The organism is Sedimenticola selenatireducens (assembly GCF_007625115.1).
Lineage (GTDB): Bacteria > Pseudomonadota > Gammaproteobacteria > Chromatiales > Chromatiaceae > Sedimenticola > Sedimenticola selenatireducens_A.
The window spans coordinates 39,146-52,997 of record NZ_VMNH01000005.1; the positions used below are offsets into that span (position 1 = coordinate 39,146).

12 protein-coding genes are annotated in these 13,852 nt (G+C 52.0%); 10 read left to right on the plus strand and 2 right to left on the minus strand.

What is annotated here, in order from left to right:
* The first annotated feature begins 96 nt into the window (after positions 1-96).
* The 5 genes from dusB (at position 97) to purD (ending at position 5,199) form a co-directional block, all read left to right on the plus strand.
* On the plus strand, positions 97-1,083 hold the full coding sequence (gene dusB / locus FHP88_RS04000; RefSeq protein WP_144357712.1) for a tRNA dihydrouridine synthase DusB: 987 nt from the start codon (positions 97-99) through the stop codon (positions 1,081-1,083).
* A complete protein-coding gene (gene fis / locus FHP88_RS04005) occupies positions 1,080-1,376 on the plus strand; it encodes a DNA-binding transcriptional regulator Fis (RefSeq protein WP_144357713.1) in 297 nt (98 codons plus the stop codon). The genes dusB and fis overlap by 4 nt, the downstream gene beginning before the upstream one ends.
* A gap of 88 nt (positions 1,377-1,464) precedes the next feature.
* Positions 1,465-3,024, plus strand: coding sequence for a bifunctional phosphoribosylaminoimidazolecarboxamide formyltransferase/IMP cyclohydrolase (purH, locus tag FHP88_RS04010; protein ID WP_144357714.1), 1,560 nt, complete (start codon positions 1,465-1,467; stop codon positions 3,022-3,024).
* 59 nt (positions 3,025-3,083) lie between these two features.
* A complete protein-coding gene (lpxA, locus tag FHP88_RS04015) occupies positions 3,084-3,860 on the plus strand; it encodes an acyl-ACP--UDP-N-acetylglucosamine O-acyltransferase (protein ID WP_144357716.1) in 777 nt (258 codons plus the stop codon).
* 46 nt (positions 3,861-3,906) lie between these two features.
* A complete protein-coding gene (gene purD, locus FHP88_RS04020) occupies positions 3,907-5,199 on the plus strand; it encodes a phosphoribosylamine--glycine ligase (protein ID WP_144357717.1) in 1,293 nt (430 codons plus the stop codon).
* A gap of 30 nt (positions 5,200-5,229) precedes the next feature.
* Here the strand turns inward: purD and FHP88_RS04025 are convergent, their stop codons facing one another.
* The gene (locus FHP88_RS04025; protein ID WP_144357719.1) at positions 5,230-6,213 is read right to left on the minus strand and encodes an aminoglycoside phosphotransferase family protein; all 984 of its coding nucleotides are present in this window, start codon (positions 6,211-6,213) and stop codon (positions 5,230-5,232) included.
* A gap of 230 nt (positions 6,214-6,443) precedes the next feature.
* Here FHP88_RS04025 and lptD point away from each other — a divergent pair, with 230 nt between their 5' ends.
* Genes lptD through pdxA form a run of 3 tightly spaced genes read left to right on the plus strand, consistent with a single transcriptional unit; the run spans position 6,444 to position 11,571 of the window.
* Positions 6,444-9,233: an LPS-assembly protein LptD gene (lptD, locus tag FHP88_RS04030; RefSeq protein WP_144357721.1), complete on the plus strand. Its 2,790-nt coding sequence runs from the start codon at positions 6,444-6,446 to the stop codon at positions 9,231-9,233.
* A 41-nt stretch (positions 9,234-9,274) separates the two neighbouring features.
* A complete protein-coding gene (locus FHP88_RS04035; RefSeq protein ID WP_144358225.1) occupies positions 9,275-10,564 on the plus strand; it encodes a peptidylprolyl isomerase in 1,290 nt (429 codons plus the stop codon).
* 14 nt (positions 10,565-10,578) lie between these two features.
* Positions 10,579-11,571 carry a 4-hydroxythreonine-4-phosphate dehydrogenase PdxA gene (gene pdxA / locus FHP88_RS04040; RefSeq protein ID WP_144357722.1) on the plus strand — a complete coding sequence of 331 codons (993 nt, stop codon included), beginning with the start codon at positions 10,579-10,581 and terminating at the stop codon, positions 11,569-11,571.
* Positions 11,572-11,705: 134 nt separating this feature from the next.
* Here the strand turns inward: pdxA and FHP88_RS04045 are convergent, their stop codons facing one another.
* Positions 11,706-12,059: a TusE/DsrC/DsvC family sulfur relay protein gene (locus FHP88_RS04045; protein WP_144357724.1), complete on the minus strand. Its 354-nt coding sequence runs from the start codon at positions 12,057-12,059 to the stop codon at positions 11,706-11,708.
* Between the two features lie 182 nt (positions 12,060-12,241).
* Between FHP88_RS04045 and cysB the strand changes: the two genes are divergently transcribed.
* Both cysB and FHP88_RS04055 read left to right on the plus strand, forming a co-directional pair.
* Entirely contained in the window at positions 12,242-13,216 is a 975-nt protein-coding gene (cysB, locus tag FHP88_RS04050) for an HTH-type transcriptional regulator CysB (protein WP_144357725.1), read from the plus strand.
* A 247-nt stretch (positions 13,217-13,463) separates the two neighbouring features.
* Positions 13,464-13,850, plus strand: coding sequence for a hypothetical protein (locus FHP88_RS04055; RefSeq protein ID WP_144357727.1), 387 nt, complete (start codon positions 13,464-13,466; stop codon positions 13,848-13,850).
* The last annotated feature ends 2 nt before the right edge of the window (positions 13,851-13,852 follow it).

Here is a 13,852-nt window from a genome sequence, read left to right on the forward strand (position 1 = left end):
TTAAATCCAACCGCCTCCTTGTCCCAACCTGAAGATCGTCGTACCATACCGGCCCGTTCAGAGCGCGTACCAAGCAATAAAGACCCTGTTACAATAATGCAAATCGGACCCTACCAACTGGATAACAATCTTTTGGTTGCCCCAATGGCAGGGGTCACTGATCGACCGTTTCGTCAGCTCTGCCGTAGCCTTGGCGCCGGCATGGCGGTCTCTGAGATGATCTCATCCAACTCGGCCCTACGAGGAACACCCAAGACCGTCAGGCGACTTGATTTTGCGGGGGAGCCCGGCCCGATCTCTGTGCAAATCCTCGGTGCCGATCCCTATACCATGGCCGAAGCGGCCAAAATCAACGTCGGGCACGGCGCCCAAATCATTGACATTAATATGGGCTGTCCAGCCAAAAAAGTCTGCAAGGTAGCCGCTGGCTCTGCCCTGCTGATGAATCCACCTCTCGTAAGGCAAATTCTTGAAGCTGTTGTTCAAGCAGTAGAGGTCCCTGTCACACTGAAGATCAGAACAGGCTGGGATCAGGCGAACAGAAACGGCCTTGAGATTGCTCAGATTGCCGAAGCCAGTGGAATTGCTGCCCTGGCCATCCACGGCAGAACCCGGGTCTGCGGTTACTCCGGGGAGGCGGAATATGAAACGATTCGCTCAATCAAACAGCACGTCAGGATTCCAATTATTGCCAACGGGGACATCGACTCGCCCGAAAAGGCAAAAAAGGTACTGGAACTGACCGGTGCCGATGCTATTATGATCGGCCGGGCCGCTCAAGGGCGACCCTGGATCTTTCGCGAAATAGCACATTACCTCGAATCAGGGGAAAAACATTCTGCTCCACAACCGGAGTGGATTCGCGATATCCTATTGGGACATCTGGAGAATCTGTACGCGTTTTACGGCGAATTTCAGGGGGTGCGAATAGCACGAAAGCATATCGCCTGGTACAGCAAGACCCAGCAGGGAGGGGCGCTTTTTAGACAGCGCATTAATACAACCGACTCAGCGGAAAAACAAATGGCCCTGATCACCGAGTTCTTCGATCAGTTGGTTAAAAATAAGGAGCGGGCAGCATGACCATGGAAGCCTTACTGGCACAAGACTCAAATAAACCACAATTTTCTGTGGCAAAAAACAAGGCGACTGAACCACTGAGAGAATGTGTCCGCAACGCCCTGTCAGGCTATTTCAAACAGTTAGACGGCCACAGCACCGCCAATATCTATCAGATGGTGCTGGCCGAAGTTGAGCAGCCACTTTTGGAAACCGTCATGATGCATACTGAGGGCAATCAGACACGTGCCGCCGAAATACTGGGCATCAGTCGCAGCACGCTGAGAAAAAAATTGGCCCTCTACGATCTCGACTGAAGCTATAGGCAGACAATTTACACAAACTTCTAAACGCGGCCCTGTGGCCGCGTTTCCATTAACATCCAGCAAAAGCAGGATCAGGACTATGACAGCAATCACCCGAGCCCTCATCAGTGTTTCAGATAAAACCGGTATCATCGAGTTTGCTCAGGCACTCCAGCAACGCGGCATCGAGATCCTCTCGACTGGCGGCACGGCGCGCCTTCTAAGCGAACAAAGTATTCCGGTCACCGAAGTCTCTGAGCACACCGGCTTCCCCGAAATGATGGACGGACGGGTCAAAACCCTGCATCCTAAAATTCACGGCGGTATTTTGGGGCGGCGCGGCATTGATGATGCCGTCATGCAATCTAATGACATTGCCCCAATCGACATGATTGTTGTCAACCTCTATCCGTTTGAACAGACGGTTGCTAACCCAGATTGTGATCTGCCAACCGCCATTGAAAACATCGACATTGGCGGCCCTACTATGTTGCGTGCCGCGGCCAAGAACCATAAAGATGTCACGGTCATTGTCGATGCTGAGGACTACACCCGCGTACTGGAAGAGATGGATCAAAATAACGGTGCGGTAACCTCTGCAACGCGCTTTGATCTGGCGGTGAAGACCTTTGAGCATACCTCCAATTATGATGGTGCAATTGCCAACTACCTGGGCTGTCGACTGAGTACGGAAACAACCGATTTCCCACGTACCATTAATCTGCAATATCGCCAGGTCCAGACCATGCGCTATGGCGAGAACCCACACCAGAAAGCGGCATTCTTTGTTGAGCGCGACCAGAATGAAGCCTGCATCTCTACCGCCAGACAGCTACAGGGGAAAGAGCTCTCCTATAACAACATCGCCGACACCGATGCTGCACTGGAGTGTGTAAAACAGTTCCATGAGGCTCCCACCTGCGTCATTGTTAAACATGCCAATCCCTGTGGCGTCGCCTTTGGTAGCAATCTGACAGAGGCCTATGATCGTGCATTCAGCACCGATCCTGAATCCGCCTTTGGCGGCATTATTGCCGTCAATCAGGAATTGGATGGCGCGACCGCACAAGCCATTGTCGATCGGCAATTCGTCGAAGTGATCATCGCCCCTAGCGTCTCACAAGAAGCGATAGGCATCATCGCCGAAAAGAAAAACGTCAGACTGCTGACCTGTGGTGAATGGAACAAAGAGTCACTGCATCGATTCGATATGAAGCGGGTCAATGGTGGCCTATTGGTTCAGGACGCCGATCTTCAACTGCACAACGACCTGAAAGTCGTTACCAAGCGCGCCCCAACAGCCAAAGAGATGGAAGACCTGCTCTTCACTTGGCGGGTGGCTAAATATGTTAAATCCAATGCCATTGTTTATGGAAAAGATGGCATGACCGTTGGCGTTGGCGCGGGACAGATGAGCCGTGTTAACTCTGCACGCATCGCTGGGATCAAGGCAGAACATGCTGGACTGGTCGTACCCGGTTCTGTCATGGCCTCTGACGCCTTCTTCCCGTTCCGGGATGGCTTGGACAATGCCGCTGAAGCCGGTATTCGCGCCGTCATCCAACCCGGCGGCTCAATGCGTGATGACGAGGTGATTGCCGCCGCCGATGAACATGACATCGCCATGGTATTCACTGGCATGCGTCACTTCCGCCACTAACAGAGCTGGCTACGGGTGTACGCCCAACCAAGTAACACCCGTAGCCGCCAATAAGCCTCATGAATATTCATCCGACCGCCCTTGTTGATCAACGCGCCCAACTTCACGACAGCGTCGAGGTAGGCCCTTATTCGATCATCGAAGCCGATGTTGTAATTGGCCCTGGTTGCAAAATTGAGAGTAGTGTACGCATCTTCCAAGGCACACAGCTTGGCGAGAATAACAGGGTATACCACGGTGCAGTACTCGGCTGTGAACCTCAAGACCTGGGTTTCACGATAGAGAAAAGCCGACCCCTGATAGTTGGCAACAACAATCATTTCAAAGAAGGGGTCAACATCAGTCGTGGCGTTAAGACAGACGGCGGAACACAGGTCGGTGACAATAACTATTTCATGTGCGGTTTCCATGCCGGCCATGACTGTCATCTTGGCAATCACAATGTATTCGGCCCCAACAGCACCATTGCGGGCCATGTGGAACTGGGCGATCGAATCTTTATCTCCGGCCTGGTAGCGATACATCAATTCTGCTTTATTGGCGACTACGCCATGATTGCTGGTTGCACAAAAGTGGTGAAGGACATCCCACCTTATGTTACTTGCGATGGCAACCCCGCCCGCATCATTGGCCTCAACAGCATTGGCTTGCGACGCGCTGGAATTTCTGCAGAAAACAGGGCAGCGATCAAGCAGACATATAAGACGATCTATCACGACAATCTTAATATCAGCCAGGCATTGGCTGCATTGAAAGAGCGTGCCCCTACAACCGAGACTGAAGCTATCATCCGCTTTTTCGAACAGAGTGATCGTGGCGTCACTACTCATCGATGAACCAAGAGCTACACCATTTTTCAGACATGACCCAAGGCAATCCATCATGAACATCCTGATTATCGGCGGCGGCGGACGTGAACACGCACTGGCCTGGAAGGCATCCCAATCCCCACTGGCGGAGAAGATTTTTCTGGCACCGGGTAACGCCGGCACTGCGCTTGAGCCCGGCATGGAAAATGTTCCGATCAGTGTTGAGGATATTGACGCGCTGGTAGCATTTGCCCAACGCCAGGATATTGGCCTGACAATCGTCGGCCCAGAAGCACCGCTGGTACTGGGCGTGGTCGATGCGTTCACTGCGGCTGGGCTGAAATGCTTCGGCCCTACACAAGGCGCGGCGCAACTGGAGGGTTCCAAGGCTTTCACCAAAGATTTTCTGGCGCGCCACAATATTCCTACCGCCGCCTATGGCAACTTCACCGAAATCAATGATGCACTCGCCTACCTAAAGCAAGTGGGTGTACCCATCGTAATCAAGGCCGACGGCCTTGCTGCCGGTAAAGGCGTAATCATCGCTACCGATATGGCAACAGCAGAAGAGACCGTTCGCGACATGCTTTCGGGTAACAGTTTTGGTGATGCTGGCCACCGCGTGGTCATAGAGGAGTTTTTAACCGGCGAAGAGGCCAGCTTCATTGTAATGGTCGATGGTGAGCATATCCTGCCAATGGCCAGCTCACAGGACCATAAGGCCCGGGATAATGGCGACAAGGGCCCAAACACGGGCGGCATGGGTGCCTACTCCCCCGCACCGGTAGTCACCCCCGAGATGCATGATCGAATCATGCATGAGGTCATCATTCCAACAGTGCAAGGTATGGCCTCAGAAGGACTCCCCTACACCGGTTTCCTCTATGCCGGGGTGATGATTAACGCTGACGGCATACCGAAAGTGCTGGAGTACAACTGCCGGTTTGGCGACCCTGAGACGCAGCCCATTATGCTGCGCATGAAATCCGACATTGTCGCTCACTGCCTTGCTGCACTGGAGGGACAATTGGACCAAGAGCAAACAGAGTGGGATCCCCGCGCTTCACTAGGTGTTGTACTGGCGGCGGGAGGCTATCCTGAAGCCTATAATAAGGGCGACATTATTAACGGCCTGCCAACCACTGCGACCGAAGGCGAAAAGGTTTTTCATGCCGGGACCAGCGAGCAGAACGGAGCCGTCGTCACAGCAGGTGGACGTGTATTATGCGTAACCGCCTTAGGCGAAACTGTCGCCGTGGCCCAGCAGCGCGCCTACAAGCTTATCCAACAAATCAACTGGGACGGTGTCTACTACCGCACGGATATTGGCTATCGCGCTATTGCACGCGAACAAGCCAAGGAATAACACCTCATAACGCCCTCCCAAGTGGAGGGCTTACAATCCTGGCAACACACGTCGCTTGATGAACGCACCCAATCCTGCCATCTCTGGATAACGACTAGCCACTTCCACGATGTAATTCAGTGTCCGGGGAACATCCTTGAGATAGCCAGACTTACCATCGCGATGATTTAATCGGGCAAAAATGCCACTGGCCTTTAGATGTCGCTGCACACCCATCAGATCAAACCAACGTAAAAACCGCCCTTCATCCTGCGGCCTGATTACGCCCGATTGCACGGCCAGTTGAAAATAACCCATTGCCCAATCTTGTACCCGCTCGACAGGCCAGGCGATATAACAATCCTTGAGCAAAGAAACCAGATCGTAGGTTACAGGACCCACTACCGCATCCTGAAAATCCAGAATCCCCGGCGAGGGCGATGCACTCACCAGTAGATTTCTGCTGTGGTAATCCCGATGTACACACACTTGTGGTTGCTCAAGTGCCGCACCTATCAGTTGATGAAAACTCTCATTGAGCATGGCATGTTCTTGAGCGGTCAACTGTAAACCCAGATGGGTACCCACCAGCCAATCGGTAAACAGCATCATCTCACGCCCAAGCATCTCGGCATCATACCGAGGCAGTGTTTCTTGTGGGCCTATGGACTGGATAACGATCAAGGCGGCCAGCGCATCCCCATAGAGGCGATCAGCACTTTCACTATTCAAAACATCCAAATAGTGGGTCGAGCCCAAATCTTCGAGCAGAATAAAACCCTGTTCAAGATCAACCGCATAAATTTCCGGCACATGCAGTCCGAGTAAACCTAACTGCCTGGCCAACTCAACAAAGGCGCGACAATCCTCTTTATCCGGTGGCGCATCCATAGCAATACGCGACGCCTGACCATGCTCCGTTATCCGAAAGTAACGTCGAAAGCTCGCATCATCCGAGGCCGGCGCTATTTTGCTAACCCCCAAACCCACTGTGTCGCTTAACCAGGCTCCGAGTAACTCTATTCTTTTTGGCATTATCCCATCCAAACTGCAGCTCCGGGAGCGATGAAAGCACGCTACTCATCGATTTAAAGAGACCACGGCCATTGAAGAAAAGGTGATTCTATGCGATTTTATGCTGTTCTTGCCACGACCTCTCTGAATAAGAGGATACAGGGCAAGCCGCCAGGGGAGCGGCACAGGGTATGGCGGAGGAAACGAGGCCATACTGATTCCACAAAATAGAACAATCATAGAGACTTGCCGTGCCTGGAAAAAGAAGGATTCTGCCTCTTGCCATCAGTGGTTTACTGTTGGTTCCTACCGCTCAAGCCGCCCCGAAGTGGGATTGCCGCGCCACCAGCAACGGCGATTGGGAATGTTTTCAAGACGGTGTACCCGTTGCCCCCGAAACCACTCGCCTGGAACCCAGGCCAGCGCCCGTTGAGCCCGTAGCACCTGTACCCTCAGAACCTGAATCTGTTACAACGCAGGAAGAAGCGGTCACCCAGGCAGTTGAAGAACCCAAAGCACCCGAAGGCGCACCGCTTGTAGCGCCTCAAGCCACCGAGGAATCGTCAAGTCAGACATCCTCTATCGCGGTTACTGAGGAACGCACAGAAACGCCATCCACTGAGGTGACCAAAGAGCAAGTGCCCGCCCAAACGGAAACACATAAGGCTGAGACCGAGCAAACGCCACCCGAGACCGATACGACTACCACGCCGCCAGAAACCGCCATAGCAGAAAAACCAGTAGAGCAGATCGAACCTGCCACTGCCAGACAGGAAGCGCCCAAAGCGCCTGAGCCGGAACAGCCAGCAGATGTAGTAACTACCGATCCCGAACCACGGCCTGCACTGCCTATCGCATCAAGCACCAGCCATCGGATTGATCGCGGGCTCGATTGGAATCAGTGTGGCATCAAGACTCCCAGGACAGTTCAGCAAACTACTTTGAGTCAAGATGACACGACTCACATAGAAGCCGATGCGGCCGATCTCTATCGCACAGAAAACAGGGCTGTGTTTACTGGCAATGTAAAACTCGATCGCGGCAACGATAAGCTTGAAGCTGATAATATCTCTTACTTAAAGGAGAGCAATATCCTGGACGCCGAAGGTAATGTCTACCTGGAACAACCGGGACTGCGTGTTACCAGCAATAAACTACACTACGACCTGGAGAATCAGCAGGGCAACGCCGACCGGGCGGAATTCCGCCTGACCGACCCGGTTGCACGAGGTACGGCTACGACAGCGGAAATAATTAATGCAAATCAGTCCCGCTATACCCAAGTTAACTATACCACCTGCCAACCAGGGAACAGTGACTGGCTGATTGAAGCCGAGGAAATGGAGATAGACCAGGCAACTGGCGTGGGTGTGGCGCGTAATACCAAGCTGCGTTTTAAGGGCGTACCGTTTATTTACCTCCCCTACGCGAGCTTCCCTATTGATGACCGCAGAAAATCGGGCTTTTTGCCGCCATCCATAGGCACATCGGAAAATACTGGGGCGGATATTTCAATCCCCTACTATTTCAACATTGCCCCCCAAATGGACGCCACATTCACACCGCGCATCATGAGCAAGCGGGGCTTATTACTTGGTGGCGAATTCCGTTATCTGGCAGAAAAGAGCCAAGGGACAATAAAGGCTGAATTACTGCCCAGCGACTCTGAGCAAGGACCGGGGGAAAACGACACCCGCGGCGCCTTAAACGTGGAGCTTAATGGTACGCCTGCTACTGCTTGGCGCTATGACATCGACCTTAACTACGTTTCGGATAAGGATTACATCGATGACTTAGGGACCAGCCTGGCAGCCACCAGCGTCAAACATCAAGAGCGACGCGGCGACATTCAGTATCAAGGCGCAGGCTGGAGCTTTCTTGGTCGAGCGCAACAATACCAGACCATCGATCGATTGACGGCCATCAACGACCGTCCCTACAGTCGACTACCTCAGTTGCTTGTTAATCTTGAAAAGCCCGACCAATCGATGGGCCTAACCTACCACCTTCAATCTGAGTATGTGAATTTCGGCCACAGTTCAGACACCAAAGTTAAAGGATCACGGCTTGACCTACAGCCCGGCATCAGTTTGCCAATGCGGCGTCCCTGGGGCTTTCTAACACCCAAGCTGAGTCTTCGACATACCCATTACAATTTAGAAAATCAGACGACTGGCCTAAATGACAACCCCAGCCGCACACTCCCCACACTGAGTATCGATAGCGGACTCTACTTCGAACGCGACGCCAACTGGTTTGGGAATGCCATAACCCAAACGCTGGAGCCTCGACTCTACTACCTCTATACCCCAAAAGAGGATCAGAGCGACATACCGGATTTTGACACGGCAACCCTTGACTTCAGTTTCGCCAACCTGTTTCGTGAAAACCGCTTCAGCGGATCAGACAAAGTGGGCGATGCCAATCAACTGACTACGGCATTGACCTCACGAAGCCTCAGCAGTGAGACAGGCGAGGAACTCTTTAGGGCCAGCATTGGTCAGATATCCTACTTCCGAGATCGGGATGTTCAGTTGCAATCGGGCGGCGCCGCGGTCAATGATGACAGTTCATCTATTGTTGCCGAGGTGGCCACCACATTGAGTAGCAACTGGCGCATGCAGGCCGGGCTGCAGTGGAATCCACATTCAAGCAGCAATGCAACAGAAAAGAGCGCCTTTGGCCTGCACTATCTCGATGAGAAACAGCGTATCCTGAACCTGACCTATCGGCATACCAATGGATCAATCGAGCAGACTGACCTCTCAGCACGCTGGCCAATCAACCATCAATTCCATGCTGTGGGCCGTTGGAATTACTCCTTGTTACACAATAAGACCATGGAAGCCTTCGCCGGAATTGAGTATGACAGCTGCTGCTGGGTCAGCCGATTTATTGTTAGGAATTACCGCTCAGACGCAAACTCAGAGGGAAACCTGGCGCTGTTCCTACAGCTTGAGCTGAAAGGACTCACCAGCCTGGGCGACAAAATTGATCAATTCCTTGAACGCGGAATCCTTGGCTACCGCACTGACAACTGACAAACACATACATGATCACCAGACAGTCTATATTTAAAGGCATGAGCGCTTTGCTCATGACGCTTATCATCCCTTTTGGCCTAATAAACCCGGCACATAGCGAGACCGTAAAACCGGTAGATGAAATAATTGCCGTAGTGGATGATGACATCATCGTACGCAGTGAGTTAGAGAGCGAAATAATAAAGATCGTCACTCAATTGCGTCAGCAAGAACAACGCTTGCCACCCAGATCCGTTCTCGAAAAGCAGGTACTCGGCCGACTAATTTTAAAGAAACTGCAGCTCGCCGCCGCCGCACGCGCTGGTATTAATGTCAGTGAAGATATTGTTGCTCAGGCGATCAACAATATTGCCCAGAACAATAATCTAAGCTTGTCTGAATTTCGTCAAACCCTGGAGCAGGGCGGCATCAGCTTCCGCACTTTTCGAAAAGGGATTCAGGAAGAGATCATCATGCAGCGGCTACAGGATCAGGAAGTACGCCGCCGCATTCGAATCACCGACCAGGAAGTTGACGCATTCATTGCTCGGCAGGCCAGCAGCGTAGGAGAACGTTCCGCGTATGAGCTACAGCATATCCTCATAGCAACCCCAGAAGCCGCCTCACCCGAACAGATGAAGCGTGCCCGCGAACGCGCTGAATCAATCGTCACATCACTACGCAATGGTGCAGAATTTGCCGATATCGCCATCACGGAATCGGATGGCCGACAAGCACTAGAGGGCGGTGACCTTGGCTGGCGTAAAGCCAATCAATTGCCCACTCTATTTGTTGACCTCGTGATTAACATGGAGCGGGGAGAAATCAGTGACCCGATTCGTACCGCCAGCGGCTATCACATTATCCGCCTCAATGACTATAAGGGCGGTGACCGAAAGATCATCACCCAAAGCCAGGTCAGACACATTCTGATCAGCACCAATGAAGTCACCTCTAACAGCGATGCCAAAACACGCCTGGAACAATTGCGTCAACGCATCATAGGTGGCGATGACTTCGCGGCACTGGCCCGCTCACATTCTGATGACAAATCCTCTGCGATTAAGGGTGGCGACCTTGGCTGGATAACTCCTGGCGCACTCCTCCCCCGATTCGAAGAAGAGATTGAAAAACTTTCCCCTGGAGAGCTTACTGAACCGTTCCGTACCGAGTTTGGCTGGCACCTGGCTCAACTGATTGAGCGACGCCAGCACGACAGCACGGCGGAGATTCAGAAGGCCGAGGCCAGAAAGGCCATCAGCAATCGAAAGACAGCAGAAGAGGGGGAACTCTATTTACGGCGCCTTAAAGATGAGGCCTATATCGATATTCGGCTGGGCGATTCCTGAAAGGCCGTCATGAGATGATTGACCAACAGGCCCCTTTGGCGTTCACTCCAGGCGATCCTGCCGGTGTCGGCCCTGATCTCTGTGTACAGCTGGCTCAACAAGAACGAGACTATCCGCTTGTCGCCGTCTGCTCAGCGGAAATGCTCTACGCGCGCGCCGAGCGGCTCACCTTACCGCTCTCAATCAATCACTTTGACCCGTCCGCACCTGTTTCCCGAATGGCCGGATCACTGACAGTATTCCCTATGGATCTGCATGCCCCAGCAGAACCTGGGAGACTGAATAAATCGAATGCCGCCTATGTACTTGAAACGCTTACCCAGGCCACGCAGTACTGTATGGATGGTCAATTCAGCGCACTGGTCACCGGCCCCATTCATAAAGGTATCATTAACGATGCCGGGTTCAGCTTCTCAGGGCATACCGAGTTTTTAGCGGAATTGACTACAAGCTATCCGGTGATGATGCTCACCTGCCCTGGTCTCCGTGTCGCCTTGGCCACAACGCATTTGCCCTTGAAGGATGTCAGTGCCGCCATCACACAGACATCGCTGGGACAGGTAATAAACATCTTACATCGTGATCTGGTCGCTCGTTTCGGCATTCCCAATCCCCATATACTTGTCTGCGGACTAAATCCACACGCTGGAGAAGGGGGACATCTGGGGATGGAAGAGATTGATACCATTATTCCCACGTTGAACCGATTGAGGGATAGGGGCATGCAGCTAGTGGGGCCCTTACCAGCGGACACACTGTTTACACCAAGCCACCTAGAACAGGCCGATGCCGTATTGGCGATGTATCACGACCAGGGACTTCCCGTCTTAAAGCATCTGGGGTTCGGTAATGCCGTCAATATCACATTGGGCTTACCCATCATCCGTACCTCCGTTGATCACGGGACTGCTTTAGATCTGGCCGGTACGGGAAAGGCCAATCCAGGTAGCTTGTACACGGCCATTGAAGCAGCCAACCAATTGGTACTGGCCACTCACCGCCCATAGCCCAAACCTCAGAGCAAAAAAAAGCCCGGACGAACCGGGCAAAGGGAGGTATAACTCATTGAAAGGTAAACCTTAATTCAGCACCGCCTTTCGGCACTCTGCACAGACTTGAATCTGTGTAGAAAAAATATGACTCAGCCCATATAGGCCTTTGCCTCTTCGCCAGGATTCGGCAAGCCAGCAATGCGCCAGACCTGCAAGCAGCCCCCAAAAAGATCCTTTACTTCCTCTTTTGAGAGTTCACTACTACGACATATCCGGCGCATTGGCGGTATGGCACCAAGCCTGAGAAAACGATCTCTAACAAAATGGATCACTCTCCAGTGCGCCGATTCCAAAGGGGCAACGCCTTCCAGCTCGGCCAAGGTTTCTGCCAATTGATCATCCCAGATCGAATCGTTAAGCAGAAAACCATCCTCATCGAATCTGACGCCGGCCAACACAGAAGCAAAATTTGCGGACTCGCTAATACTCTGTACTACGCTCATTACAATGTTTCCTACAATGTAAATAGTTCTGTTAAGGTTCGGCCCATTCCTTACCAAACAAAAACTGATTACTTGCACAAAACTATAGCGCGGCGTGACAATACATCAAAATAACTTTTACGTCTATAGAAATAGTTGATCGATCTAAAACAAATGAGAATTATTATACTTATGGAAACCCTATGAAACTTCAGCAGCTCCGCTTTCTTCTGGCAGTAGCCCAGAATGACTTGAATATCACAGCAGCAGCAGAGCGGCTTTTCACCTCACAACCCGGGGTTAGCAAGCAGATCCGGCTGCTTGAAGAGGAGCTGGGTGTCACTATTTTTGAACGCACAGGCCGTCAACTGACAGGCATTACCGATGCAGGAAAAGCCATAATTGCGCGCGCCGAGGCGGTTCTCAGGGAAGTGGACTCCATTCGAGACGTGGCAAGTGAGTTTAGTGATCCACACACAGGCAGCCTTTCCATTGCCACCACACATACGCAGGCACGTTATGTGCTCCCACCCATTATAAAGGCATTTCGTGCTCGTTATCCTTCGGTAGACCTCCAGATGCACCAGGGCAACCCCGAGCAAATCTCCGAAATGGCGGCCGGAGGGACTGTCGACTTTGCCATCGCCACAGAAGCAACCGTAGATTTTGGCAACCTGATTATGATGCCCTGTTATCACTGGAACAGAACCATTATTACCCCCTGCGACCACCCCCTGCGGGATGTTGTCCCACTGACGCTTGAAGCTGTTGCCGAATACCCGATAGTGACTTATGTTTTTGGCTTTACCGGGCGGTCGCAACTCGACCAATCCTTCAGGAGGCTTGATCTGGAGCCCAATGTGGTCTTCACCGCAACCGATGCCGATGTCATTAAGACCTATGTTCGCCTTGGCGTAGGCATCGGCATTCTGGCCAAAATGGCCTATAACCCTGAACAGGATAAAGATCTCTGTTCACTTGACGCGACCCACCTGTTCCCCTCAAGTACAACGCGTCTGGGCTTCAGGCCCGGTTTATTCCTGCGTGCTTACCACTATGACTTCATCACCCTGTTTGCTTCCCACCTTACTAGAGATCTCGTGGAGCAAGCGGTGGAGGCTGCATCAGAACAAGAACGTAGCGCTTTGTTTAACGGATTAACACTGCAGGAGTACTAGACACCCTGGCACGTGTTATCTGGCCGGCGACTCCTCCACAAATCACGAGGTCTTAATGTGGGCAATCGACGCCTCTAAATGAGTGCCTGACAGTCGTATAGAAACTGTTGTCGAATTCATTTTTTTAAAATAAGATCAGGCCGTCTTTGGCCCTATCTGTACCTCGCTGACTATAGGTCCTGACAGCTATAATCAGCAGCCACTGGATCTGCTACTCAAGTAATAAGTTGACTGATGTGGGGAAAGCATGAGCAAAAAGAATTATTGGCACGGCTATCTTGAGGCTGGCGCAAAAAGCTCACCTGTATTACGCGATCTGACGCTTGAAACGGGAAATGAATCTACCATTTACCTCTTCTCACTGAAGCGTAATAAGATTCTGGAGTTTCAGATCAACATTGTTGAACCTAAGTTACGCGAACTGACTGAAGATGAGGCAAGTCTGGTAAGCGTATTGAACTCAGGCTACAACAAAGCGAAAAAAGACTTCACACCACGCGGTTCGTTGCGTATGAAGCAGGTTGAAATAACCCCCCAGCCCAGCACAACAGCAGAGACAGAGTTCGATGATATTGATGTCGCAGATCTGGATGTGGACCTGGATATCGACGATATGGAAATAGACGACGATTAATC